Source organism: Luteibacter sp. UNCMF366Tsu5.1 (genome assembly GCF_900119235.1).
Taxonomy (GTDB): Bacteria; Pseudomonadota; Gammaproteobacteria; order Xanthomonadales; family Rhodanobacteraceae; genus Luteibacter; species Luteibacter flocculans.
Window position 1 is genome coordinate 1215690 of record NZ_FPIS01000001.1, and the last position, 24598, is coordinate 1240287.

23 protein-coding genes are annotated in these 24598 nt (G+C 64.7%); 9 read left to right on the top strand and 14 right to left on the bottom strand.

All coding sequences use genetic code 11. From position 1 onward, the window contains the following. Positions 1 to 87 precede the first annotated feature (87 nt). From BT115_RS05375 to BT115_RS05395, 5 genes are all read left to right on the top strand, one after another. On the top strand, positions 88 to 2160 hold the full coding sequence (locus tag BT115_RS05375) for an FUSC family protein (RefSeq protein WP_072321456.1): 2073 nt from the start codon (positions 88 to 90) through the stop codon (positions 2158 to 2160). A gap of 53 nt (positions 2161 to 2213) precedes the next feature. Then, positions 2214 to 3239: an amidohydrolase family protein gene (locus BT115_RS05380; protein ID WP_072321457.1), complete on the top strand. Its 1026-nt coding sequence runs from the start codon at positions 2214 to 2216 to the stop codon at positions 3237 to 3239. Positions 3240 to 3333: 94 nt separating this feature from the next. After that, on the top strand, positions 3334 to 3831 hold the full coding sequence (locus tag BT115_RS05385) for a hypothetical protein (protein WP_083527318.1): 498 nt from the start codon (positions 3334 to 3336) through the stop codon (positions 3829 to 3831). 11 nt (positions 3832 to 3842) lie between these two features. Beyond that, positions 3843 to 5123, top strand: coding sequence for a kynureninase (kynU, locus tag BT115_RS05390; RefSeq protein WP_072321458.1), 1281 nt, complete (start codon positions 3843 to 3845; stop codon positions 5121 to 5123). Then, the gene (locus BT115_RS05395; protein WP_072321459.1) at positions 5120 to 5821 is read left to right on the top strand and encodes a hypothetical protein; all 702 of its coding nucleotides are present in this window, start codon (positions 5120 to 5122) and stop codon (positions 5819 to 5821) included. The genes kynU and BT115_RS05395 overlap by 4 nt, the downstream gene beginning before the upstream one ends. A gap of 15 nt (positions 5822 to 5836) precedes the next feature. Here BT115_RS05395 and BT115_RS05400 read toward each other — a convergent pair whose 3' ends face one another. The 13 genes from BT115_RS05400 to BT115_RS05460 all read right to left on the bottom strand — a co-directional run bounded on the left by BT115_RS05400 (position 5837) and on the right by BT115_RS05460 (position 19607). Then, the gene (locus BT115_RS05400; RefSeq protein WP_072321460.1) at positions 5837 to 6478 is read right to left on the bottom strand and encodes an ABC transporter ATP-binding protein; all 642 of its coding nucleotides are present in this window, start codon (positions 6476 to 6478) and stop codon (positions 5837 to 5839) included. After that, positions 6466 to 7335 (bottom strand): hypothetical protein, encoded by an 870-nt coding sequence (locus tag BT115_RS05405; protein ID WP_072321461.1) that lies wholly within the window; start codon positions 7333 to 7335, stop codon positions 6466 to 6468. The genes BT115_RS05400 and BT115_RS05405 overlap by 13 nt, the downstream gene beginning before the upstream one ends. A 151-nt stretch (positions 7336 to 7486) precedes the next feature. Further along, positions 7487 to 8851 carry a class III lanthionine synthetase LanKC N-terminal domain-containing protein gene (locus BT115_RS18380; RefSeq protein WP_143144463.1) on the bottom strand — a complete coding sequence of 455 codons (1365 nt, stop codon included), beginning with the start codon at positions 8849 to 8851 and terminating at the stop codon, positions 7487 to 7489. A gap of 22 nt (positions 8852 to 8873) precedes the next feature. Next, on the bottom strand, positions 8874 to 9068 hold the full coding sequence (locus tag BT115_RS05415; protein ID WP_143144464.1) for a hypothetical protein: 195 nt from the start codon (positions 9066 to 9068) through the stop codon (positions 8874 to 8876). Between the two features lie 228 nt (positions 9069 to 9296). Further along, positions 9297 to 10550, bottom strand: coding sequence for a glutamate-5-semialdehyde dehydrogenase (locus BT115_RS05420; protein WP_072321464.1), 1254 nt, complete (start codon positions 10548 to 10550; stop codon positions 9297 to 9299). Then, positions 10547 to 11680, bottom strand: a complete 1134-nt coding sequence (gene proB, locus BT115_RS05425; RefSeq protein WP_072321465.1) for a glutamate 5-kinase — start codon at positions 11678 to 11680, stop codon at positions 10547 to 10549. The genes BT115_RS05420 and proB overlap by 4 nt, the downstream gene beginning before the upstream one ends. Positions 11681 to 11727: 47 nt before the next feature. Further along, on the bottom strand, positions 11728 to 13023 hold the full coding sequence (gene argH / locus BT115_RS05430; protein ID WP_072321466.1) for an argininosuccinate lyase: 1296 nt from the start codon (positions 13021 to 13023) through the stop codon (positions 11728 to 11730). Positions 13024 to 13037: 14 nt separating this feature from the next. Further along, positions 13038 to 13985: an N-acetyl-gamma-glutamyl-phosphate reductase gene (gene argC / locus BT115_RS05435; RefSeq protein WP_072321467.1), complete on the bottom strand. Its 948-nt coding sequence runs from the start codon at positions 13983 to 13985 to the stop codon at positions 13038 to 13040. A 6-nt stretch (positions 13986 to 13991) separates the two neighbouring features. Next, positions 13992 to 15308: an acetylglutamate kinase gene (locus BT115_RS05440; protein WP_072321468.1), complete on the bottom strand. Its 1317-nt coding sequence runs from the start codon at positions 15306 to 15308 to the stop codon at positions 13992 to 13994. Further along, complete coding sequence (locus tag BT115_RS05445) at positions 15298 to 16395, bottom strand: acetylornithine deacetylase (RefSeq protein WP_072321469.1); 1098 nt, start codon at positions 16393 to 16395, stop codon at positions 15298 to 15300. Before BT115_RS05445 ends, BT115_RS05440 begins: the two co-directional genes overlap by 11 nt. A 9-nt stretch (positions 16396 to 16404) precedes the next feature. Further along, positions 16405 to 17610: an argininosuccinate synthase gene (locus BT115_RS05450; protein WP_072321470.1), complete on the bottom strand. Its 1206-nt coding sequence runs from the start codon at positions 17608 to 17610 to the stop codon at positions 16405 to 16407. A 44-nt stretch (positions 17611 to 17654) separates the two neighbouring features. Further along, a complete protein-coding gene (locus BT115_RS05455; protein ID WP_072321471.1) occupies positions 17655 to 18689 on the bottom strand; it encodes an N-acetylornithine carbamoyltransferase in 1035 nt (344 codons plus the stop codon). Between the two features lie 372 nt (positions 18690 to 19061). After that, the gene (locus BT115_RS05460; RefSeq protein ID WP_072321472.1) at positions 19062 to 19607 is read right to left on the bottom strand and encodes a glycine zipper 2TM domain-containing protein; all 546 of its coding nucleotides are present in this window, start codon (positions 19605 to 19607) and stop codon (positions 19062 to 19064) included. A gap of 203 nt (positions 19608 to 19810) precedes the next feature. On the opposite strand from BT115_RS05460, the gene cysS reads away from it, so the two are divergent. Then, positions 19811 to 21190: a cysteine--tRNA ligase gene (gene cysS, locus BT115_RS05465; RefSeq protein ID WP_072321473.1), complete on the top strand. Its 1380-nt coding sequence runs from the start codon at positions 19811 to 19813 to the stop codon at positions 21188 to 21190. After that, a complete protein-coding gene (locus tag BT115_RS05470; protein ID WP_072321474.1) occupies positions 21187 to 21624 on the top strand; it encodes a SufE family protein in 438 nt (145 codons plus the stop codon). The genes cysS and BT115_RS05470 overlap by 4 nt, the downstream gene beginning before the upstream one ends. A gap of 223 nt (positions 21625 to 21847) precedes the next feature. Here BT115_RS05470 and dksA read toward each other — a convergent pair whose 3' ends face one another. Beyond that, positions 21848 to 22336, bottom strand: a complete 489-nt coding sequence (gene dksA, locus BT115_RS05475) for an RNA polymerase-binding protein DksA (RefSeq protein WP_072322270.1) — start codon at positions 22334 to 22336, stop codon at positions 21848 to 21850. 662 nt (positions 22337 to 22998) lie between these two features. Between dksA and yidD the strand changes: the two genes are divergently transcribed. Together yidD and BT115_RS05485 are read left to right on the top strand one after the other, a co-directional pair. Further along, entirely contained in the window at positions 22999 to 23259 is a 261-nt protein-coding gene (gene yidD / locus BT115_RS05480) for a membrane protein insertion efficiency factor YidD (protein ID WP_072321475.1), read from the top strand. Then, positions 23252 to 24592 carry a dihydroorotase gene (locus tag BT115_RS05485; protein WP_072321476.1) on the top strand — a complete coding sequence of 447 codons (1341 nt, stop codon included), beginning with the start codon at positions 23252 to 23254 and terminating at the stop codon, positions 24590 to 24592. The genes yidD and BT115_RS05485 overlap by 8 nt, the downstream gene beginning before the upstream one ends. Positions 24593 to 24598: the final 6 nt, after the last annotated feature.

The following is a 24598-nucleotide window of genomic DNA, read 5'->3' on the forward strand; positions in this document are numbered from 1 at the left end:
CGCTCTTGCGTCTCCGTCCCTCGCTTGCCGTCCAGTCAGCGAGACTGCGGCAAAATGTGCGGCTCAGAGAATGAGCCCGCAGACACCATGAACAACGGCTACTCGCTCCGCGCCAGCGTCATCCAGACGCTGCTCCGGACGAAACGACCGGACGTCCCCCTGCGGGTCGCCCTGCGCAATACGGCAGCGGTGGTGCTGCCGCTCGCGCTGGGCATGCTGGCCGGTTATCCGCAGGTGGGCATCGGCATCGCGGCCGGCGCGCTGGATACGATGTTCTCGGATCAGCCCGGCCCTTACCTCCAACGTCTCAATCGACTCTTCCTCGCCGCCCTGGCAGCGGGAACGGCCTCGCTCGTGGGCTTTTTCATCGGCGACTGGGTGTTGCCGATGGCGATCGCCTGCGCGATCTGCGGGTTCCTTGGCGGCATGCTTGTCGTCTTCGGCCCGGACATCGCTCGCGTCGGCATGACCAGCATGCTTCTGCTGGTCATCACTGCGGCGACGCCGAAGGATCTCGGCGGCTCGTTGGCCGGTGGCAGCCTGATCTTCGCGGGCGGCATGCTGCTGGCCGTGTTCTCGATCGCGGCGTGGCCCCTGCAACGCTATCGCCCGGAACGGCAGGCGCTCGCCATCGTTTACCGCGGCCTGGCCGACCTGGCGCGCAAGCCGCACAAGGATGGCGAGGCCCCTGGCCTGACCGACGCGATGAACGCGCTGCAGACCACCTTGCTCGGCCGACACCATGCGCGAGGGCGCGCCATGGAGGCGTTCCGCGTGCTGCTCGAACTGGCCGAGCGCATCCGCCTCGAACTCATTGCGATGACCGAGCTGGAGACCCGCCGCGACGGCATGGGCGAGATGTTCCGCAACGACACGGCTCGTGTGCTGGGCGCCGTGGCCGACGCGCTCGACGCCGCCGAGCCGCCCCAACGCGCGGAACGGGCACTGGCAACGTTGCAGGCCAGCGAGCGCGCCCTGCTGGCCGGTGGCGGCACGAGCATGGGCCTCGGCGCACATATCCAGGCGCTCTCCGGCCAGCTTGCCGCCGTGGTGCGCAATGCCAACTGGGCCGGCTCGCGCGGCGAAGAGCGCGCGCAGCGTGCAGAGTCCGCGCTACCGGAAACGCTGCGCAGTGCGTCCGCCCTTTCCACCTTGCGCGCCAACCTCACGCCCGATGCCGTGGCATTCCGCCATGCGGTTCGCTGCGCGGTGGTCCTCACCCTTGCCTTCGTCGTCTCGCGGCATTACGCCCTGCCCCATGGCTATTGGCTGCCGATGACCGCTGCCATCGTGCTCCGCCCGGACTTTGCGGCCACCTTCAATTTCGGTCTGCTCCGCGTGGTGGGCACCGTGCTCGGGCTCATGCTCACCACCTTCGTGTTGCGCCTCGCGCCGGACGACGTGTGGGCGCACATCGGCGTGATGGGCGCGCTCTGCGTCGCGTTCCGTTATCTCGCCGGAGCACATTACGGCATCGCCGTGGCGGCGCTGACCGGTACCGTGGTGGTGCTGCTTTCGTTCGAGGGCGTGGACCCGCATGCGGCCATGTCGGACCGCGTCGTCAACACCGCGCTGGGAAGCGGCCTGGCCTTGCTGGCCTACGTGCTGTGGCCGTCCTGGGAGCGCCACCGCGCGCGCACGGCGCTTTCCGAGATGCTGTGTGCGTACGCCGATTACCTCGATGCACTCGTCGCGCCGGCGGACAGCCACGCACGCTACGCGGTTCGGACGGGCACGCGCACGGCGCGCACCAACGCGCAGGCGTCCCTGGATCGCATGCGTGCCGAACCCGGTACGCCCGCCGTGCTTCAGGAGCTGGCGGAAACCCTATACGCGAATGGCAACCGCCTCGCGCGTACTGCGATGGCACTGGAGGCCCTGATCGACGATGGCGAGGTACCGGAAGCCTGGCCCACCGTCGGCGCCTTCATCCATGAAGCCTCAGTGACGCTGCGCCAGCAAGCGGACGCACTCAATCAGGGCGTTGGCATCGGCATGCCGCAAGGCCTGCGCGAGCACCAGCGTACCCTGGTCGAGGCGGTATCGCGCACCCGGGATCGCGAGTTGGCCGAGGCCGTGGCACGCCTGACGGACCGTCTCACCGACAACGTGGACACGATCGCTCACGTGGTGAATCGCCGCTCGACCGCGCCGGCCTGAACTTGCTGCAGCGCGAGAGGCTCTGGGCGCGGGGCGGCGCTACACTCGGCCGCATGCTCAAGATCGACACCCACGCGCACATCCTGCCCCGCGACTGGCCCGATCTGGCCACCCGGTACGGCGACGATCGGTTCCCGGTCATGACCCATTCCAGCGGCCACCACCGGATCTACAAGGACGGCAAGTTCTTCCGCGAAGTCTGGGAGTCGGCCTTCGATGCGGAGCACCGCATCGCCGACTACGCGCGCTTCGGTGTGGGCGTTCAGGTGATCTCCACGGTGCCGGTCATGTTCTCGTACTGGGCCAAGGGTCATCAGGCGCTCGAACTGCATACGCATCTCAACGACGCCATGGCGGACATATGCCAGGCGCATCCGCGCCACTACGCCGGCATCGGCACGGTGCCGCTGCAAGCTCCCGCACTGGCGATCCGCGAGATGGAACGCTGCATCGATGAGCTCGGCCTGCAAGGCGTGCAGATCGGTTCGCATTGCAACGAGTGGAACCTGGATGCACCCGCGCTATTTCCGTTCTTCGAGGCAGCGGCAGACCTCGGCGCAGCGATCCTCGTGCATCCGTGGGACATGATGGGCGCGGACACGATGCCGAAATACTGGCTGCCGTGGCTCGTAGGCATGCCGGCCGAGCAATCGCGCGCCGCCTGCGCGCTGATCTTCGGCGGCGTACTGGAACGTCTGCCGTCGCTCAAGATCATGCTCGCGCACGGCGGCGGCAGCTTCCCGTACACCATCGGACGCATCGAGCACGGCTTCCGCATGCGCCCCGACCTCGTCGCCACGGACAATGCGCGCAACCCGCGGGAATATCTATCCCGGCTCTACTTCGACTCCTGCGTGCATGACGACGCTGCGCTGCGCTACCTGATCGCCGCGGCCGGCAGCGAGCGGATCATGCTCGGCACCGATTACCCCTTCCCGCTCGGCGAACAGGAGCCGGGGAGCGGCATCGATGCGCTGGGCCTCGACGACGTCTCCCGCGCACGGTTGTTCCATGGCACCGCGCTGGAATGGCTCGGCGTGCCGATATCGCGCTTCCAGGCCGTGGCTGCCGTCGCGTGATCTGGCGCACACCGCGGGTGCGATAACCGTTCGCGCCCTGTGCCAGAATGCCGCGGATTGCGCGCCGACGCGCTCCAACAGGGAATCCCACGCCGTGAACCGCCCTCTGCGAGTCCTCCTGACCGCCCTCGTGTTCGCCAGTCCCGCGCTCGGCGCGACGGACGTCTCGATGATGGGAGGCGCCATTCGTTTCCCGGTGCCGGATCAATGGGTGCCGATCATGCAGTCGGAAGGCGAGAAAGAAACCCAGGTGTTCCAGGTGCCCGGCTCCAGTGCGGCGGACGCCACCCTGGCCCGTGTTTCCATCACGGCGCAGAAGGTGCCCAACCTCAACGGGTTCCAGCAGTTCGCGGGCAATCTGCGCAGCCACGCCACCGGCCTCACGGAATACACGCCGGGCAAGGCGGCAGCGCCGACCGAGAACGTCTACACGGCAAAGGAAGGCGCCGTGACGCTCGCCTATTTCGAACGCTATTTCTACAGCAACGGCTATGCGATCCAGTTGCGTTGCGTACGCCCCGCGAACGACGCGCGTTTCGGCGCCTCCTTCGACAAGGGCTGCGCCGAACTCGCTGCACGCATACCCTCCTGACGGTCGATTCCATGAATGATTTCGAAGCGACGCGCGCCTGGGCTGAAACCCAGGACGCCGCCGATCCTCTCCGCTCGTTCCGCGACGCCTTCCACATCCCGCCACACGACGGCGGCGACGCGCTGTACTTCTGCGGCAACTCGCTCGGGCTGCAACCGAAGACCGTGCGCGCCGCGATCGACGCCGAGTTGGCCGATTGGTCGGAACTGGCGGTGGAAGCGCACTTCCGCGGTCGTTCGCCATGGATGCATTACCACGAGTACGTGCGCGACGCGATGGCCGAGGTGGTGGGGGCGCAGCCGCACGAAGTGGTGGCCATGAACTCGCTCGGCGTGAATCTGCATCTCATGATGGTCAGCTTCTATCGCCCGACGGCGGAGCGGCCGGCCATCCTCATGGAGGCCGGCGCGTTTCCTACCGATCGCTATGCGCTGGAATCGCAGGTCCGTTTCCATGGCTACGATCCCTCGCACGATCTCATCGAGATCGCGCCGGACGGTCCTGGCGGTATCTTGTCCATGGACGCGATCGAACGCGCCATCGCCGAGCATGGGCACCGGGTGGCCTTGATCCTGCTGCCAGGCGTGCAATACCGCACCGGCCAGGTGTTCGACCTCGCGCACATCGTCCAGCTCGGCCATGCACAGGGTTGCGTGGTCGGTTTCGATCTCGCCCATGCGGTCGGCAATCTCCCTCTCGCGCTGCATGACAGCGGCGCCGACTTCGCCGTGTGGTGTACGTACAAGTACCTCAACGCCGGTCCGGGCGCCGTGGCCGGCGCCTTCGTCCACGAACGACACGCGCGTGCCGAGCTTCCACGCTTCGCCGGCTGGTGGGGCCACGACAAGGCCACGCGTTTCCAAATGGGACCGCAATTCGTGCCCACGCCGGGTGCGGACGGTTGGCAGTTGTCGAATCCGCCCATCCTGGCGCTCGCGCCACTGCGGGCATCGCTGGAACTGTTCACGCAGGCGGGCATGGCGCGGCTCGCCGCGAAGAGCCGTCGGCTTACGGCTTACCTCGATTGGCTCATCCGCACGCGTCTCGACGATACCCTCGACATCGTCACGCCCAACGATCCTGCGCAACGCGGCGCACAGTTGTCCATCCGCGTACGCGCCGGACGTGACGCAGGTCGAGCCTTGTTTACGCATCTCGAACGTCATGGCGTGATCGGCGACTGGCGCGAACCCGACGTGATCCGCCTGTCGCCGACGCCGCTCTACAACCGCTATCTCGATTGCCTCGGTGCCGTGGACACCATCGCATCCTGGCAGGCGACGTCGGCATGAGCGAGCAGGAACTCTACCCTCTGCCGTACAGCGAGCGCGGCGATGGATTCGCGGTGCAGGCCGTGACGCATTGGCTGCGCATCGCACCCGGACGAGTCCTGCTGGGTCTCAAGGCGGGCGGCCTGCCGGTCGCCCTGCCCGACCGCCCTGCGACGGTCTCGCACGGCGGCATCGTGGCGAAGGTCGATGGTCACGTCACCGCGGTGGACGACGTCAGCAGCGTCTGGCTACGCGACCGTCCCGAGGTGATCGACCAATACGTCGCTGCACTGCGCACGGTGCTCAAGCACCCACGGCTGCGCCTCGACGGCTACGCCACGCACATCATCTTCACCGGCTCGGTCGAACTTTTCGTCGGATCACGCATGGACCGCGTGGACCTCGAACTCGACGACGAAGACGGCTCCTTCGCCCGCGCGATGGAACTCCTGCGCGAAGCACCACAAGACACCCGCACCGCCTTCGCCATGCCACTCGAACCCGGCATGGGCGCCTACGACGAACCTCTCTACCTCGCTGGCGAGCAAGCGTGGATCGATGGACGACGCGTGCTCATCGAATACTCGCCCGACGAAGGCGGCCGCGCGGAAACCGTAGCCCTCGACCGCAATGCGCTCGCCAACGCCATCGAGCGGGCGTGGTACGCCATGATCGCCGTTTCAGAACGCATCCGCAGCGGGCTGGGACAGATGGTGTGAGGAGGGACGTTGGGCTCAAGAGCGCAGAATGCTGCCGCCGGGCTGGCTCTCCAACTGGTGCCTGCGGGGCTCGGCTCGCGCGAGTACGGACGGTTCGTGGCACGTCAGAACGATGAGCCGGTCGACAGACTGGGTACGGATCAATTCGACTAGAACACGCACGGCATCCTGATCCAATCCTACGGTTGGTTCATCGAGAACGATGAACTCTGCGACCGTTACCAACGCCATGTGTAACAGGACACGCTTGCGCCAACCCAAGGACAGATCGCCAAAGCGAAACTCCGACACCTGATGGAGCCCGAACGGATCGGCGACATCGAGCGGATCGGCTACGCAGCGCACTCCCTGCAGCGAAAGATAGAGCTGTAAGGCGGACGACACCGTGACACCCTCGAAGAACGTTGGCTCCGCAGGCACGAAAGCGAGCTGCCTCCGACGCTGCGGGCGCTTGGCAAACATATCCCTGCCATCGAGTAAAACGCGTCCAGCTGTCGGCGCCAACGTGCCCGACATGATGGACAGCAGCGTGCTCTTACCGACGCCATTGTCCCCTTCGATCAGGTGCACGCCGGGTCGCAGGACGGCCGTGGCATCGCGGAGGACGCAACGCGACCCATAGCCCTTGCGGACGCCGTCCAGGATCAGCTCGGCCATGCGAGCCTCGCCATGCCTGCAATCAAGGGACTGAATGCAGCAAGCCAGTCGGCGGCCCCGTCCATGCGAAGGTGCCGAAGCATACCGAGCAGGGTGGCACCCCCAATCACTGCCGACAGCAGCACGGCGATGGAAGCGAAGCTGCTCGACACGAACATACCAACGATCAGCACAATCGCGGACGCGAGTATCGTCAAGACAAGCAAGCGCGCCACACACAGCTTATGCAACGAGCGTGTCGTCGAGAGCATCGGCACCAAGCGATGGGTCTCCACGCGGAGCACATCAGCCACGCCACGCAAAACCCACACGATGATGCCAGCCGTGCCGCAAAGCACCTCGGGCGCGCTGATGTCACCCTCGTCAATCCATCGAAAGCCGCACATCGCACATAAGGCAATGAGCAGATAGCGCATTGCCAGCCAAGGCTTACCCATCGGCAGTGCGTCAACGACCGCGTGACGCACCAAGACACTCCGTCGAGAGGCGCCACCATGAATTTTCACCGCGCATCGTTGCCCGTAGCGCCAACCCAACGCATCGACGATGAAACCTGAGGCGGCGGAAAGAAACAACGCCGCCACGTACCACGGCAACCGCTCCGGACGACCGACGAACGCGGCGCCGAACGATAAAGGAACCAATGGCCAGCCGGTAATAACGAGCGGCACTGCGGCGTTGAGACGAGCTATCCTTGGGGGAGCCACCACCGAGAGCACCATAAAATGCGTCGTGCAGGCTTGAAACGGACGATTCACTCCCGCCCAGGTCGACCAGAGCAGCAAGACCAGAAAAAACGCACCGACCCGAAGCCGAATATCAGCGGTGTGGTCACCCATGATGAGAACGGGTGACATGAGCAGTTCGGGTACCGACGCGAGAGGAGCCAGAACAAACGCAACGGTGAATATGGTGCGCCTCTCTCTTGCGAAGTACGCGATGGATCGATACCGATAGGTGAGCCAACTAGCTCTCGCGGCAAGGAGAACTGTCACAGAATTCACTGGCTTATCCCTCTGAACTCGACGGGAGAGGCTTTCGTCCAAACCACGTAAAACCTGGGGTCATTTTCCCCATCAAGCGCTTCAACGCCGCCAAGGCGAACTCATCCCACGCATCCCTTCTCGGCGGGCTAGCTAGCAGCTCATTTAAATCGACAATGCGATTGGCACGAAGGGATTCCTTCGCTCCATCCACAAACAGAACCGACAGAAGAAAGTGCATGGAATCCGCTGTGAATCGATCGATATCGTCAACGCCGAACGCACGAAACGAGACAGGCACATCCTCCTTTCGATCCGAGCAAACATCCTGGCACGACTCGAGGTCAATCAATCGCAACGATGATCCGGTCACGACGAAGTTGGATAGCTTGGCGTCCCCAAGAACGAACCCCGCGAAGTGCGCTTTGGAAATGATATCGACTGCCTTATCGACCCATGAAGCGTCAGATGACAAGGAGCTTCTGGCGGCAAACAGGTCTTCACCGCTCAACCTTTCAAGAAGCAGGATTGATGCATCAGCCTCGTCCGAAAATTCGATGACATGAGGCAAGTGCGTGCCCATCCCCCTCGCCGTCATCAACGCATACATCCGTGCCTCATGACGCACGAAATGCGCACCGTCTCGACCATCGGGCAACTCCGTACCATGCCGTAGACCTAATTTCGCGATGCATTCATCGCCCGAACGAACGTCCGTCGCTATAAAGACCCCTCCTTTTCCGGATCTGCAGATCGCCGAACGGACAGGGTATCGAGCCAGCAGCGATGGGCTGTCGTGCCTACTTGGGGGTGCTTCCCTATGTCTCACAACATCCCACAGTGCGTCCTGGTCCAGAACGTCAATCACTGCCTTCGGGTCATCCCTGTCGTCGATTACGTCGCGACCATCGATCGACAACGTCGTACCGCGAAAGGCCCCGTACCTAAGGAAAACTGGTATCCCCCGCCAAAGCTGCTGAAGTCTGGGAACGACCGGACCGAAGTGCCCACTAGCACCGAGCCATTGGCGCAATGCAGTTAAAGCTTCTGCACTGCTTTCCGGGGTCTCAAGGTAGGCAACGAGATTCTTTCCAACCTGCGAAAAGCCGAACAAGCCAATATTGGCTTGGCAGAGATCATCGATGGAACGGAGATACTTGAACGCAATCCCATGGCGCAGGAAGACGGGAGCCGCATTCCGAATCAGACTTATGTAGTTTGCGGGAGTTGCAGACACATAGAGCTTCCAGCCCTGGCTCACCTGTCGTGACGGAGTTCCGACTCCATACCAGTGAGGCGTTTCAGCCCAGTCGACGTCACCAAAGTCGCGTGGCGAAGGGAACCGCTCGATAGCATCATTCCGCTCGAGAACAACATCAGTGCCTTCCATGGCCGAATCTCCCTGATAGTGATTAGTGCGCCTTACCCGGCCAGAGAACGGTGGTGAGCGTGATAGTCACGGTAATCGGAAGTACGTTTGCTCCTTTGTCGCATCCAGCCATGTTCATGGCCTCAAGCGGCGAGGTTGCAAGGACGGGTTGAATCGGTGCGGTATCCTCGATGGATACGCAAACGGCCTCTACTTCCCGTTGGACCATGCGGTACATGTCGAACTCCTGTCGGTTAACCCGCTTGCGGACGTGCAAACGGTCCTGCACGGTAGTCCGAAACAAGAGCACGCCGTATCAGTGTTTTCCGACATTCATGTGGGCCGCCTGGGATAGCATCCGCATTAGCTCTCAGTGGCACACCGAAATCAGCTACGCACCACGTCATCGTGACCGACCCGTCGCGCAGCGTATCCAACATCGGGATGTGAACGCTTTACCATCCCACTAGGGATGGCGGACCTGCCCGGTGCCGCGCACCACGAATCGTTCCACCGTAAGCGCCTCGGCGCCCATGGGGCCGTAGGCATGCAGGCGCGTCGTGGAAATGCCGATTTCGCTGCCCAGGCCTAGCTCGCCGCCGTCGCTGAAACGCGACGACGCGTTTACCATGACGACGGCGGAGCGCAGTGCGTGGACGAATCGATCCGCGGCGGCCTCGTCCTGAGTGGCGATGACTTCCGTGTGGTCGGAGCCGTAGCGACGGATGTGTGCGATGGCGGCCTCCAGATCGTCCACCACGCGTACGGCGATCACCAGGTCGAGAAACTCGGCGGCGTAGTCGTCGTCGGTGGCGCTGACGACATCCGGCACGAGCCCGCGTGTCGCGTTATCGCCACGAACCTCAACCCCAAGTTCGCGCAAGCGTGCGATGGCCGGAGGAAGGAAAGCGGCCGCCGCATCGCGATGCACCAGGAGAGTCTCCAGCGCATTGCACACGCCCGGCCGGCTGGTCTTGCCGTCCACGAGTAAGTGCAGCGCCATCGAGGGTTCCGCCGCACGATCCACGTAGAGATGGCAGACGCCCTTGTAATGCTTGATCACCGGCACGCGCGCGTGCTCGGTGACGAAGCGGATCAAACCCTCTCCGCCGCGGGGAATGGCGAGATCGACCACGTCGGTCAACTGCAACAGCTCGACCATCGTCTCGCGGCGTGTATCGTCGACAAGCGTGATGGCGGCCACGGGTAAACCTTCCGCCACGAGCGCACGCCGCAATGCCTCGGCGATGGCGGTGTTGGAATGCAACGCGTCCGAGCCCCCACGCAGGATCACGGCGTTGCCGGCCATCAGGCACAGCGCAGCCGCGTCGGCGGTGACGTTGGGTCGGGCCTCGTAGATCATGGCAATGACGCCGAGCGGAATGCGCACGCGTTCGACGACAAGATCATTCGGCCGCGTCTCACGCCGCGTCACCACACCGACCGGGTCGGGCAGCGTTGCCACGTCGCGAATCGCGGCGACTATCTTGGCGATGCGCGGTGCATCGAGGAACAGTCGGTCGAGCATGGCCGCGCTCGTCCCGTTCGCCTTGGCGGCGGCCATGTCGCGCTCATTGGCATCGAGCACATGCGTTGCGGATGCCGCGAGTTCGTCGGCCATACGATGGAGCAGTCGCCGCTTGCTCGTCGTATCCAGGGCGGCGATTGCCGCCGCCGCGTCACGGCAGGCCAGGGCACGTTGGCGAAGAGGCGTCGTCATGGTTCTGTTCCGAAAGTAACGAGGTCGTCGCGATGGACGACGGTCTCGCCGTAACTGTAGCCGAGCACGGCTTCGATATCGCGCGTATGCAGACGCGCGATACGGCGAACGTCGCTCGCGGCGTACTGCGCTATACCGCGGGCGAAGACCGTCTGCCCGTCGCCGATCTCGACGACGTCACCGCGTGCAAAGTCGCCCTCGGCACCCACGATGCCACCGGGGAGCAGCGACGCGCCTCGCGCCCGCAATGCCTGCGCCGCGCCGGCATCGACCAGCACGCGTCCGGTCGGAGGCGTATGCCGCAACCAGTATTTGCGTGCGGCCATGCGGCTTTGCGGAGCACGCAACCGTGTGCCGGTGAGCGTGCCGGCAGCGAGCCGTGCCACGCAGGCGGGGTCACGCCCGTCGAACAGCACGGTTTCGATGCCCGCAGCGGCGGCCTTGGTGGCCGCTTCCAGCTTCGTGCGCATGCCGCCAGTTCCCGCCTTGCTCCCTGCCCCACCGGCGGTGGCGAACGACGACGTGGCAAGCGCGGAAATGTCCTGTACGGGCCGCGCACGCGCATCCGTTCGGGGATCGGCGGTGAACAATCCGGCGACGTCGGAGGCGATCAGCAGCACATCCGCATCGACGAGCGCGGCGACGATCGCGGCAAGGTTGTCGTTGTCGCCGAGTTTCAACTCGTCGACGGCCACGGTGTCATTCTCGTTGACGACGGGCACCGTGCCTAGCGCAAGCAGCTCGCGAAGCGTAGCGCGCGCGTTGAGGTACCGACGACGATGGCGCAGATCATCGTGTGTCAGAAGTACCTGCGCCACGGGCACGGAGAACAGGCCCTGCCACAGCGCCACGAGCCGGGTCTGCCCCAGGGCGGCGAGCGCCTGCCGCCCGGGAAGTCCCGTACTGCGATCCGGGCGCGCAAGACCGCGGCCGGCTGCGACCGCACCGGACGATACGATCACCACCTCGCGTCCCGCGTCCCGGCTACGCGCGACGAAGCTCGCGAGCGCTTGCGCGTGGACGTCCGTAAGTGCGCCGTCCGGCGTCGTCAGTAAACTGCTGCCGACCTTGAGCACGGCGCGATGCCACGGTGGCAGCGGCTGCGGCGTGAATCCCTGCGCTTCGTCCATCACCTCTCGCCATCCTCATCGCCGAAGGGGTCGGCGCCCGCGAAACGTCAGCCCGCCATCGCGGCCAGCCTGTCTCGCAACACGTCCAACATCAACCCATACCCCGCGCCGGGCGACGTGCGCGCGGCGAGGCTGGACTCGGGAGTGCGGCCCTCGCCCGCCGAGGCGGCGGTAGCGGCTGCTGCACGATAGGCATCGCGAAACGGCACGCCCGCGGCCGCCTGCTCGATCGCCACATCAGTGGCGTACATCGCTGGCTCGATGGCGGCGCGCATGCTCTCGGCCTTCCACTCCAGGCGAGCGAGCATATCCGGCAGCAGTTCCAGAGCGCCCAGGCCCATCGAGAAACCGTGGAACAGCGAACCCTTGGAGAACTGCAGGTCGCGCTGGTAGCCCGAGGGAAGCGAAAGCAACTGCTCGATCTCGGTGCGCGCGGCAGCCACCGAGGCGTAGCTCGCGCGCAGCAGTTCCACCACATCGGGGTTGCGCTTGTTCGGCATGATCGACGAGCCGGTGGTGTACTCCGGCGGCAGCTTCACGAAGTCGAACTCTGCCGTGGTGAACAGCGAGAGGTCCCACGCCAGACGGCGCGTATCGAGCAGTGCCGTACCGACGGCATCGAGCGCGGCCATCTCGAACTTGCCACGCGAGAGCTGCGCGTAGATCGGCGACACCTGCATGCGCGCGAAGCCGAGCGCCGCTGTGGTGTGCGCGCGATCGAGCGCGATGTTGACGCCATAGCCGGCGGCTGTGCCCAATGGATTGGCATCGATCAGGTCGAGAGCCTGCCGCGCGCGCAGCGTGTTGTCGATGAAGGCCTCGGCGAACGCGGCAAACCACATGCCGGTGGACGAGACCACGGCGCGCTGGATGTGCGTATAGCCAGGCATCGGCAGCGATTCGCGTTCCGCGCGTGCGAGGCAGACTTCGGCCACTTCGCGGCAGAGCGCCTGCAGCGTGCCGAGCTTTTCCTTGAGCCAGAGCCGCGTGGCTACCAGGACCTGATCATTGCGGCTGCGACCCGTATGCACTCGGCGGCCGGCATCGCCCAGGCGCTCGGTCAGGCGCGCTTCGATCGCCGAGTGACCGTCTTCATAGCGGTCGTCCAGGACGAAACGGCCTTCGGCAAAATCGACGGCGAGCGTATCGAGTTCGCGCAGCAGCGCAGCCTGCTCGTCGGACGACACGATGCCGATGTTGGCGAGCCCTTCCACATGCGCCTTGCTCGCGGTGATGTCGTGCAGGAAGAACTCGCGATCGAGCACGACGTCGTTGCCAGCGAGGAAACGCATGATGCGCGCGTCGACGTGCGTGTCGGACTTCTGCCAGAGGGGTTGAGTCATGGGGGCGTCCTTTCTCAGAGCGGGATGGCGGTGAGCTCGTCGAAGCCGAGCGCGCGGTTGACGTTCTGCATCGCCTGGGTGGCGGCGCCCTTGAGCAGGTTATCCAGCGTCGCCACCACGACGACACGACGGCCATCGGTCGACAAGGCGAAACCACCCACGTCGAGGTGGTGCCGATTCGCGATCTGGCTCACCCAGGGCGCCTCGTCCACCACATGAATCAGCTTCTCTTTCGCATAGCGTGCCTCGAACCGGCGCACGATGTCCTCACGCTTGGCCTGCTTGGCGAGATAGAGGTTGGTGGTAACGGTAAGGCCACGGAAATGCGGTGCCACATGCGGCATGAACTCGACAGGCATGCCGAGGTGTCGGCTGGCTTCCTTCTCATGCATGTGGCCCGTGAGCGCGTACGGCATGAGGTTGTCCCGCAGCTTGTCCGGATCGTTGCGGTCGGATGGCGTCGTGCCCGCACCGGAGTAGCCGGATACGCCGAAGGACACCGGCGGCGCGGCCAGAAGGTCCTTGATCGGAGCGATGGAGACCTGGATCGCGGTGGCGTAGCAGCCGGGATTGCTGATCCGCTTCTCGCCGCGCCAGCGATCCCGGTACAACTCGGGCAGCCCGTAGTACCAGCGCTCGTCGAAGCGATAGTCCGCGGAAAGATCCACGATCACGGTACCGGTACCCGCCTTGTCGATGGCGTCGACATAGGGGGCCGCCTTGCCGTTGGGCAGCGCCAGCACCACCACGTCTACGGCAGTCGCGGCGACGGCGGCCGGGTCGAAGTTGACGAAGGCGAGATCGCCTCGATAGGCATCGCTGTGCGCATCCAGGCGCTGGCCGTCCAGTTCGCGCGACGAAACGAAGGCCAGCTCCAGTTCCGGATGGCCGGCGATGAGCTTGATGAGTTCGGCACCGGTGTGACCGCGTGCGCCGACGATGCCGATGGTCTTGGTGGCCATGAGCGTTCAGTCCTGCAAGGTGGGTTCGCGGGTGGCGCAATGCGCCACGCAGCGCTCGATATCGGCAAAGCTGTTCAGGCCGTACCAGAACACCTTCCAACGCGCCTGCTTGAAGCAGCCGTCCGATTCCGCGTAGTAGAAATGGTTGATCGGATTACCGTGCCGCGAACGCCAGAACAACCGGGGATTCTCGTCGCGCATCACCTGCCAAACCGCGCGCCCCAGGCCTTCGCCCTGCGCATCGTCGAGCACGGCGAACTTGTCCAGGTACGCGAAACCCTCTTCCTGGGTCAGCACCATGGCAGCGCGATAGTTTTCCGAAACGTAGAGGCGATACAGCTTGGTCCGCTCGAAGTAATTGCCGACCAGCGCACGACCGAAGCTCGATTCGATCAACTGCTGCATGCGCGGCAGGTCCACGCCGTCCCACGACTCGAAGCGCAGCACGCGTTCGCCGCGGCGTACGAGCGTGCCGGAGCCCTTGTGCGTGAACAGTTCCTTCGCCAGCTCGGCGGGGCGCGTGATCGACACCGACGACGTCAGCGGCAGGTCGTCCAGCAGATCCTTGATCTGCTCGATCTTCAAGCGCATGCCGGAATGCAGCCACGGCTGATGCAGAAGCTGCTCGTATTCCGTGGACAGGTTGATCGAATCGATGACCTTGCCGTCACCGTCGAGCAGACCGCCCGTGCCCGTGAGGAACACGATCTTGTAGGGCTGCAGCACGCGGACGAGTTCGTTGGCGGCGAAGTCGGCATTGATGTTGAGGATCTGACCCGCGTCGGTTTCGCCGAGACTCGCGATGACCGGAATCGAACCGGCACGCAGGCTCGCCTCGATCGGCGCGAGGTTGATGTCGCGCACGCGACCGACCAGGCCGAACGTATCTTGATCGAGGAAGTCGGCGGTGAAGACACCGGACGGCACCGACGTGGCTCGCGTGTCGGCTTCCTGCAGCGCTTCCACCAGACGCAGGTTCTGCGCCTGGAAGACGCGACGAACGATCGCCAGGGCTTCCGGCGAGGTCACCCGCAGGCCGTTCACCGTCTTCTTCTCGATACCCGCTGCCGCCAGTTCCTCGTCCAGTTGGGGGCCGGCGCCATGCAGCACGATGGGCGTCAGGCCCACCTGCTGAAGAAATGCCAGCGACGAGGTGAGATCCGGCAGTTCGTCACGCAGCACGGCGCCACCGACCTTCACCACGGCAAAGCGGGCGGCATCCAACTGCGAGAAGCGCTTGAGGTACTGCTGGATTTCCCGCGCGCTGCCCATGGAGGACAGCAGGCGGACGATGGTCTTGCGAGTGTTCTTATTAGCGTCCACTTTCGACGATCCGATGGATGACCTTGGCGTAGTCCGCCAGTTGTTCGAGGGCGACCCATTCGTCGGCGCTGTGCGCCTGGGCGATGTCGCCAGGGCCATAAACGAAGGACGTATAACCGGCCATGGAGAACAGCGCCGCTTCGGTCCAGAAATCGACGGCGTTACCGACCGGGATGCCCAGCTCGTCGGCAAGATCGCGCGCGGCAAGGCGCCGGGTCTCGGCCGTGGCGGTGTCGCCCGCCGGCAGCGAATCGCCGCGGAAGGTCTCCCCGTATTCCACCGGCAGCGGCTCCACCAGCGTGCGGAAGGTTTCCAGCAGAGCGTCGGCGTCCATCGACGGCAGCGGACGGAAGCCGAAGCGCACATCCGCCGTCGGCGCGATGACGTTGGCCTTGATGCCGCCCTCGATCTTGCCGATGTTGAAACGCAGGCCGGTCAGACCGCCGAAGCGCTCGTGCGCCTGTGCCTGCACGTGATCGAGCGCTGACGCGCCCCAGCGAATGGCCTGGTGCAAGGCGCTGTCGGAAGGCTTTTGCTCGCCCGACGCATGTCCGGCACGGCCCTGGAAACGCATCTGCACGGAATGGATGCCGCGATGCGCCAGCACCGCTTCACCGCGCGTGGGTTCGGCAACGATGATCGCCTCGTAGTCGCGCGGCGTCTTCAGGAAACCATCGATACAGCGTGCGTCGTTGGCTTCTTCGTCCGTGGAAAGCAGCAGGGCCATGTCGCCCTGCGTCGCATTGGCGACCGCCACGAGCGCGGCCGCTGCGCCCTTGATGTCGCACGCGCCCAGACCGACCGCACGATCCTGACCCACGCGCAGTTCGAACGGACTGGCCGTCCAATGCGGCGAATCGGGCACGGTGTCCAGATGCACGTTGAACAGGTACTTCGGCTTGCCGCGCACGGCGTAGAGATTCACGGCACCGGCGCCGAAGTCCGTTACCTGTACGTCGAAACCGGGGAGGTTCGAACGCAGGTAATCGAAGATCCCGTCGGTGCCGATCGTTCGTGGCGGGTTGCGCGTGTCGAAGCCGACGAGCGCGCGCAGATGGTCGAGTGTGTCCTGAAGGAGCTTATCCATGAGCCTGTATCAGTTCCCGTTGGCGCGATCGACTTCGGCCCAGAGCGTGGAGCTCATGCCGTAGAGCTTGATGAAACCTTCGGCCTCGGCCACGCCCCAGTCGGCAGCCTGGGCATAGGTGGCCTTCGAGGACTGCAGAATGTGCTTCGATTCGACCTTCACCGCATACACCGTGCCGCCGCGAGTTTCGATGACGACCTTGCCGTCCACCTTGCGCTGCGTGGAGACGAGGAAGGCTTCGAGGTCCGCCTTGATCGGATCGTTGAAGAAGCCTTCATAGGCAACCTCGGTCCACTTCCGGCCGATCTCGGGCTTGAAGCGGTTCTGCTGCTTCGACAGCACCGTTTCCTCCAGCGCGCGGTGCGCCGTGAGCAGCGCGGTCAATGCCGGCGCCTCGAACACGATGCGGCCCTTGAGACCGATATTCGTATCGCCTGTGTACATGCTGCGACCGACGCCGTACTTGGCGAGTTCGCGGTTGAGGAAGCCGAGGATCTCGGGGCCCGAGGCCGGCTTGCCGTTCAACGAGACGGCCGTGCCCTTCTCGAAGCCGAGTTCGATGCGCAAGGGTTCGGACGGCCATTCGGCACGAGGCGCGCACCACGCGACCGCACCCTCTTCCGGAATTTCCCACGCATCGATCTCGCCGCCCGAAATCGTCACACCGAGCACGTTCTCGTTGATCGTGTAGTGCTTGGTCTTGGCCCGCACTTCGAAGCCCTTGTCTTCCAGGTACTTCTGTTCGTACGCACGCACCTGGGTGTGCTCGCGCTGGATCTCGCGAATGGGGGCGATGATCGTGTAGTCGCCGAGTGCCTTGACGGTGAGGTCGAAACGCACCTGATCGTTGCCCATGCCGGTGCAGCCGTGCGCGAAGAACTTCGTGCCGAGTTCGTCGCAACGCTCCAGCGAGGCTTTCACGATCAGATAGCGATCGGACACCAACAGCGGATACTGCCCCTGGTAGAACTCGCCGGCCCAGATCAGCGGGGTGACGAAGCTGTCCCAGATGGCCTGCGCGGCGTCTACCGTGCGATGGGACGCTGCGCCCAGCTCATGAGCGCGCTGTTCGATGTATTCGCGCTCTTCGGCCGAGACGCCGCCCGTGTCCACGAAGACGGTATGCACGGCATAGCCGCGCTCGATCAGGTAGGGGACGCAGAAACTGGTGTCGAGGCCGCCCGAAAAGGCGAGGACGATATCGTTGCTGGACATGCTGGCTCCGGAGAAAGTCATGGAATCGAAAGGGGCGAGACGAATCAGAAGCCGAGGCCGGACGGTGCGCCCGACGACTGCGAGATGAGCGAGGCCATGACCGCCTTCTGCACGTGCAGGCGGTTCTCGGCTTCGTCGATGGCGATGCATGCGGGGGAATCCATCACGGCATCGGTGGCCTTGATGTTCCGGCGCAAGGGCAGGCAGTGGCTGAACAACCCGTGGTCGGTGAGCGCCATCTTGGCCTCGTCGACGATGAAATGCCGGTGCGCATCGCGGATTGCCTTTTCCTCATCCCAGCGGCCAAAGTACGGAATCGCACCCCAGCTCTTGGCGTAGATGACGTGCGCGTCGCGATAGGCCGATTCGATGTCGTGCGATACGCGCAGCGATCCACCGTTCTCGCGGGCATTCGCCTCGGCGAAATCCATGTAGCGCTGGTCGAGCACATACTCGGGCGTCGGGCACAGCAGCGTCACGTCCATGCCCATCTTCGTCGCGATCAGCAGCGCCGAGTTCGCCACAGCGGTGTTCAGCGGCTTCGGATGGTAGGTCCAGGTCAGCACGTACTTGCGGTTCTGCAGGTCGCCGAGGTGCTCCTTCAGAGCGAGCGCGTGGGCGAGTTCCTGGCACGGGTGCGTGATGGTCTCCAGGTTGATCACCGGCACCGTGGCGTATTGCGCGAACGCGGCAAGTACCTTGTCCTGGCGGTCCACCGACCAATCGACGAACTTCGGAAAGGCGCGCACCCCGATCATATCCACGTACCGCGAGAGCACCCGAGCGACCTCGGCGATGTGTTCTTCGGTCTCACCATCCATGACGGCGCCGACCTCGAACTCGATCGGCCATGCGTCCTTGCCAGGCGACAGCACTACCGCATGGCCGCCGAGCTGGAAGGCACCGAGCTCGAAGCTCGTACGCGTGCGCATCGACGAATTGAAGAACAACAGCGCGATCGATTTGCCTGCCAGCTGCTGGCCCTGGGGCGAGCGCTTGAACTCGGCCGCCTGGTCGAGAAGGGCGTCGATCTCGGCGCGGCTGTAGTCCTGGGTGGAAAGGAAATGGCGAACGGTCATGGCGATCCAGATGGGTCGATGGCCCGGAGGCGGTGGAGGAAAGAGAAATCGGAAACGAAAAAACCCGGCACATGGCCGGGTTTTTTAGTCGGTACGAATGAAACGCGCGCGACAGCCTACCCGGCCGATGGTCCCATGTACGGTCGACGAGCACGCGACGTCATTCCTGCGGCCATACGGGCGCTGGTCAAGACAATCGCGGTGTAGACAGTGTGGGACACGGCTGGGCCTGGAAACGTTGAACCGCGATCATGCCGGGATTTGGTGCGACGCGCAACAAGGCAGGCGGGCGGGGCCCACACGGCCCCGGCGTGGCGGAAACGAGAAAGGCCGCGGTTTCCCGCGGCCTTTCCAGGGGCTCCACCGACCGGGTCAGTCGGCCGGCGCGACGCTCACACGAACACGCAGGCGCTCGCCCGGGTCGTAGTTGAGCCGCGAGACGTAGACCTCGCCGCGATAGCGATATTCCACGTCGTAGCCGGCGATGCGGCGCTGCTCGGAGATCGAGCTGACGTCGCGGCACCGGGTCTCCGTGCCTTCGTAGGTACGGTCGCCGTTACGGGCAATGCCATTGCCGACCGCGCCGCCGGCCACCGCGCCGACCACGGTAGCGGCCTTGCGGCCGTCGCCCTTGCCGACGGTGTTACCCAGCACGCCACCGACGACGGCACCGAGAATGGTGCCGGCCGTGCTGTTGCCGCTCGACTCACGGCGGACGACGGGTTGGTCGTAGCACTCCTGGCGAGGCGTTTCGACACGAGCCACGCCGTAGACCGGATCGACCCGCAGGACGTCCGCCCAGCCGAAATGGGTGTTGTCGTCGGGCCCGGGCGGCGGACCGTAACGACCATCCTGCGCCATGGCGCCACTGGCGAAGACCGCGAGAACGAGAGCGGGGATGAACAACAGGCGAGACATGTGGGAGAACCTCCAGCCAGGCGCAAAAGGAGCGCCTACTGGCGTGCATTTCAACAAGTTCACGCTGAATCCACGCTTAGAACGGACGGGTGCGGCAGCGTGCCGCGTGTCAACCGATTCAGCGCCTGCGCGTACGCCGGGATGCGGGCAGGCTTGGTACTATCGGCGACCGGCCGCCCGCCGCGCTCGTCCACGGATTCACGATGCAGATTTCGCTCTACAACACCTTGTCTCGCCGCACGGAAGCGTTCACGCCGCTCGATCCCCAGCGGGTGACGATGTACGTCTGCGGGCCCACCGTCTACAACTACATCCATATCGGCAACGCCCGGCCCCCGGTCGTCTTCGATGTACTGGCCCGGCTCATCCGCCGGCATTACCCAAAGCTGGTGTACGCCCGCAACGTGACCGACGTCGACGACAAGATCAACGCCGCGGCGGCCGCTGCGGGCGTGCCGATCGTGGAGATCACCGACCGCTACGCCAAGGCCTACCGCGAGGACATCGCGCGGCTGGGCGTGGCCCCGCCCGACGTCGAGCCCCACGCCACGGCGCATATTCCGCAGATCATCGCGATGATCGAGCGCCTCATCGCCACGGGCCATGCCTACGAGGCCGAAGGGCATGTGCTGTTCCACGTCGAATCGTTTCCGGCTTACGGCGCACTGTCGGGGCGCGATCCCGACGAGTTGCTCGCCGGGGCGCGGGTCGAAGTCGCGCCGTACAAGCGCAGCCCGGGCGACTTCGTGCTTTGGAAGCCCTCCGATGCCACCCTGCCCGGCTGGGACAGCCCCTGGGGTCGTGGCCGCCCGGGCTGGCACATCGAGTGCTCTGCCATGAGCGAGGCCCATCTCGGCGACACCATCGATATCCATGCCGGCGGCGTCGACCTGACTTTTCCGCACCACGAGAACGAGATTGCCCAGAGCGTCTGCGCCCACGGCGGCAAGCCCTTTGCCCGCTACTGGCTGCACAACGGCATGCTCACGTTCGAGGGACGCAAGATGTCGAAATCGATCGGCAACGTGCTTCAGTTGCATGAACTGCTGGAGCGGCATCCGGGCGAGGCCCTGCGCCTGATGCTGCTGCGCGGCCATTACCGGCAACCGCTGGACTGGTCGGACGCCGCGATGACCCAATCCATACGCACGCTCGACGGCTGGTACGGCGCCCTGCGCGACCTCGCCGACGTGGATGCTGGCGAACCCGTCGTGCCCGCGGCGGTGGAAGCCGCCCTGTGCGACGACCTCAACACGCCGCAGGCTCTGGCCGAGCTTTCCCAACTCGCCGACGAGGCGCGTCGCGCTCAGGGTGACGCCCGTGCTGCCGCCAAGGCCGCGTTGCTGGGCGGCGGTGCCCTGCTCGGCCTGCTCCAGCAAAATCCCGAAGCGTGGTTCCGGCAGGGCAACCCCGGCGATGCGATCGACGCTGCCGCCATCGAGGCGCTGCTCGAAGAGCGTCGTGCCGCCCGCGCGGCAAAGGATTTTTCACGTTCCGACGCGATCCGCGATCAGTTGAAAGCACTGGGCATCGCCATCGAGGACAGCGCGCAAGGCACGCGCTGGAGCGTGGTGAAGGCATGACGACCCCACGCGAAGCCACTGCCGCCGAAGCCCAAGCAGCCATCGCGGAGGAGTTCGCCTTCTTCGGCGACTGGACCGAGCGTTACCAGTACCTCATCGATCTGGGCCGCCAGTTGCCTGTGTTCCCCGATGAGCGCAAGACCGAGGAAAACCGCGTGCATGGCTGCCAGTCGATGGTCTGGCTGGTGCCCTCGGGAGACGCCTCGCGCATGCATTTCGACGCAGCCAGCGACTCCGCTATCGTCTCCGGCCTCATCGCCCTGGTGCTACGCGTCTATTCCGATCGCTCCGCCCGAGAAATCGTTGAGACCGAGCCGACCTACATCGAGCAGATCGGCCTCGCCAAGCATCTCTCCCCCACGCGCTCCAACGGCCTGGCAGCGATGCTGACGAAGCTCAAGGCGTACGCGGCGGAAGCGCTCGCAAAGGGCTGAGGCAGACAAGAGGCGGCGCCTGCGAATACCTTGTGGGAGCTGCTATAGCAGCGAGAGCCGACGGAGCGGTGTAGCAGCGTGCCAAGCCCCCATCGCCAGCAGGCTGGCTCCCACCGGCAAGCTGGCTCCCACCGGCGAGTTCCATCGCCGCATTGGCCTCCCCAAAAAACGAAAGAGCCCCGCGTTGCGGGGCTCTTTCGTTACCGGGTGCCGGAAAGAACGATCAGTCGCCCATCTGCTTCTGCAGGTGTTCGCGACGTTCCTGCGCGTCGAGTGACAGCGTGGCGATCGGGCGCGCGTCGAGACGATCGACACCGATCTCCTCGTCGGTCTCCTCGCAGAAGCCGTAGCGGCCTTCCTCGATACGGCGCAGGGCCTTGTCGATCTTGGAGATGAGCTTGCGGTAGCGATCGCGCGTGCGCAGTTCGAGCGAGTTCTCGGTCTCGCGCGTGGCGCGCTCGGCCTCGTCGCCGACGTCGCGGACTTCCTCGCGGAGGTTGTCCATCGTCTGGCGCGATTCCTCGACCAGCTGCTCGCGCCATTCCTTCAACTTGTTACGGAAATAGGCGAGCTGACGGGGATTCATGTACTCCTCGTCGTCACCCGGCTTGTAGCCCTTCGGGAGGTCAATGACGGTCGAAGCGGGCAGCGCATAGCGGCCATCTTCGCGCGTGATGCCGTTATCGGCGGTATGGGAGGCAGTGCTGTTCATGCTTGCTTGAGCGGACTTCTCGTTTCTGGATGGGTTGGTGCCGGCCACCGCGGACGCAGTCCGGGGTGGAGCGGCGGCAACTGCCGATGCCGAACGACCCTTTTCAGGGCTGGCGGCGGGCGCGGCGGTTGCGGTTTTCTTGGCGGGTGCGGGCGCCGGGACGGGCGCCGACTTCACCGGTGCCGACGGCGCTTTCTTCGCAGCGGCCGGCAGCGTTGCTTTCTTGGCGGCGACCGGAGACGCCTTTACAGGCGCCTTTGTGGCCTTCGCCGGAGTTTTCGTGGCGGTTTTTGCCGGTGCCGCCTTGGCAGCCTTCGCCGGGGCAGCCTTCGCTGGCGCCTTCTTGGCGGCCGCTTTCGGTACAGGCTTTGCTGCGGCGCTCTTCGCCGACGCAGCCGCTTTCTTCGGGGCAGCCTTGGCCGCCGTCTTCGCGGTTGTTTTGGTCGACTTCACCCCGGCCACTACCGTCCTGGCCTTCTTCACGTCGCCGGCTCCGCCCTTCTTGGCGGTGCCCTTGGCGGTTGCGGAACTACGAGCGTCTTTCGCCATTTCCTTCACCTCGGTGGCCGTGGCGGCGGGGTGTTATAGCCCAGATGCGTTACCCCAGCAACCTATCTTCTGGGATACTGTGGACTGCTTATGCCGGCGAACACCGACACACAGTGACCCGCCTCCTCCTATTCCTGCTTTCCCTCTACAAACGCTGGCTGAGCCCCCTGCTCGGAGCCCGCTGCCGGTTCCATCCCTCCTGTTCCGATTATGCCCGGGTTGCCATCGCCCGCTTCGGTCCGCTGCGCGGCGGCACGCTCAGTGCGTGGCGCATCCTGCGCTGCCAGCCGCTTTGCGAAGGCGGCCACGATCCCGTACCCGACCAATTCGTCCTGCGCCGCTGCGGCGCTCAAGGAGCACATACCCATGACTGACGCCTGGCTCATCAAGAACGCCGAACTCGTCAACGAAGGCCGACGTTTCATCGCCGACGTCCGCGTGAGCGGCGGAAAAATCGAAACGATCGCGCAAGGCTTGGAAAATCGGCGTGACGAACAGGTCATCGACGCCACCGGCCTGTGGCTGCTGCCGGGAATGATCGACGATCAGGTGCATTTCCGCGAACCCGGCCTCACGCAGAAAGCCGACATCGCCAGCGAATCCCGGGCATGTGCGGCAGGCGGCATCACCAGCTTCATGGAAATGCCGAATACGAAGCCGCCGGCGCTGGACCGCGATTCGCTCGAAGCCAAGTACTCGCGCGCTGGCGAAACCTCCGTGGTCAACTACGCGTTCTATCTCGGCGCGAGCAACGACAACCTCGAGGCCATCCGCGCACTCGACCCGAAGAGCGCACCGGGCATCAAGGTCTTCATGGGCGCTTCCACCGGCAACATGCTGGTCGACAACCCGGAAACCCTTGACCACATCTTCCGCGATGCGCCGACACCGATCATCACGCATTGCGAAGACACGCCGATGATCGATGCGAACCTCGCGAAGGCGCACGAAAAGTACGGCGAGGACATCCCCGCCTGGGAACACCCGCACATCCGTTCGCGCGAGGCCTGCATCAAGTCCACGCGCCTCGCGATCTCGCTCGCGAGAAAGCACAACACCCGCCTGCACGTGCTGCACATCTCCACCGCCGACGAGCTCGCCCTGTTCGAGCCGGGTCCTATCGAGGGCAAGCGGATCACGGCGGAGACCTGCGTGCACTTCCTGCATTTCGGCGGCAAGGCCGATTACGACGAGAAGGGTTTCCTCATCAAGTGCAACCCGGCGATCAAGGACGAAGCCGATCGCGACGCGATCACAAAGGCGCTGGCCGAGGGCCGTCTCGATGTCCTCGCCACGGACCACGCGCCGCACCTCCTCGAAGAAAAAGCACAGAAGTACGACAAGGCGCCGTCGGGGCTGCCGCTGGTCCAGTTTGCCTTGCAGGCCGCGCTCGAGCGCGTATTTGAGAAAAAGCTCACGCTGGAGCGCGTGGTCGAAACCGTCTGCCACGCGCCTGCGAAGCTGTTCGACGTCGAAAAACGCGGTTTCCTGCGCGAAGGCTACGCCGCCGATCTCGTGCTGGTGGATCCGAAGCGCAAGCACACCGTGACGCGAGAAGAGGTGCTGTCCAAGTGCGGCTGGTCGCCGTTCGAAGGGACCACCTTCAGCAGCAGCATCGTCTCCACCTTCGTCAACGGCCAGCGCGTGTGGGATGGCAAGACCGTGGACGGCAACGTACGCGGCCAGCGACTGGCGTTCGATCGATGAGGCGAT

Coding starts and splice junctions, on each gene's coding strand:
- proB (WP_072321465.1), bottom strand. CDS start 11,680: ATGGACGAAGCGCAGGGATTCACGCCGCAGCCGCTGCCACCGTGGCAT.
- BT115_RS05400 (WP_072321460.1), bottom strand. CDS start 6,478: ATGGCCGAGCTGATCCTGGACGGCGTCCGCAAGGGCTATGGGTCGCGT.
- BT115_RS05380 (WP_072321457.1), top strand. CDS start 2,214: ATGCTCAAGATCGACACCCACGCGCACATCCTGCCCCGCGACTGGCCC.
- argH (WP_072321466.1), bottom strand. CDS start 13,023: ATGACTCAACCCCTCTGGCAGAAGTCCGACACGCACGTCGACGCGCGC.
- BT115_RS05445 (WP_072321469.1), bottom strand. CDS start 16,395: ATGGATAAGCTCCTTCAGGACACACTCGACCATCTGCGCGCGCTCGTC.
- BT115_RS05420 (WP_072321464.1), bottom strand. CDS start 10,550: ATGACGACGCCTCTTCGCCAACGTGCCCTGGCCTGCCGTGACGCGGCG.
- dksA (WP_072322270.1), bottom strand. CDS start 22,336: ATGAACAGCACTGCCTCCCATACCGCCGATAACGGCATCACGCGCGAA.
- BT115_RS05395 (WP_072321459.1), top strand. CDS start 5,120: ATGAGCGAGCAGGAACTCTACCCTCTGCCGTACAGCGAGCGCGGCGAT.
- BT115_RS05415 (WP_143144464.1), bottom strand. CDS start 9,068: ATGTACCGCATGGTCCAACGGGAAGTAGAGGCCGTTTGCGTATCCATC.
- BT115_RS05470 (WP_072321474.1), top strand. CDS start 21,187: ATGACGACCCCACGCGAAGCCACTGCCGCCGAAGCCCAAGCAGCCATC.
- BT115_RS05460 (WP_072321472.1), bottom strand. CDS start 19,607: ATGTCTCGCCTGTTGTTCATCCCCGCTCTCGTTCTCGCGGTCTTCGCC.
- BT115_RS05405 (WP_072321461.1), bottom strand. CDS start 7,335: ATGTCACCCGTTCTCATCATGGGTGACCACACCGCTGATATTCGGCTT.
- BT115_RS18380 (WP_143144463.1), bottom strand. CDS start 8,851: ATGGAAGGCACTGATGTTGTTCTCGAGCGGAATGATGCTATCGAGCGG.
- BT115_RS05485 (WP_072321476.1), top strand. CDS start 23,252: ATGACTGACGCCTGGCTCATCAAGAACGCCGAACTCGTCAACGAAGGC.
- cysS (WP_072321473.1), top strand. CDS start 19,811: ATGCAGATTTCGCTCTACAACACCTTGTCTCGCCGCACGGAAGCGTTC.
- BT115_RS05455 (WP_072321471.1), bottom strand. CDS start 18,689: ATGACCGTTCGCCATTTCCTTTCCACCCAGGACTACAGCCGCGCCGAG.
- kynU (WP_072321458.1), top strand. CDS start 3,843: ATGAATGATTTCGAAGCGACGCGCGCCTGGGCTGAAACCCAGGACGCC.
- BT115_RS05450 (WP_072321470.1), bottom strand. CDS start 17,610: ATGTCCAGCAACGATATCGTCCTCGCCTTTTCGGGCGGCCTCGACACC.
- argC (WP_072321467.1), bottom strand. CDS start 13,985: ATGGCCACCAAGACCATCGGCATCGTCGGCGCACGCGGTCACACCGGT.
- BT115_RS05375 (WP_072321456.1), top strand. CDS start 88: ATGAACAACGGCTACTCGCTCCGCGCCAGCGTCATCCAGACGCTGCTC.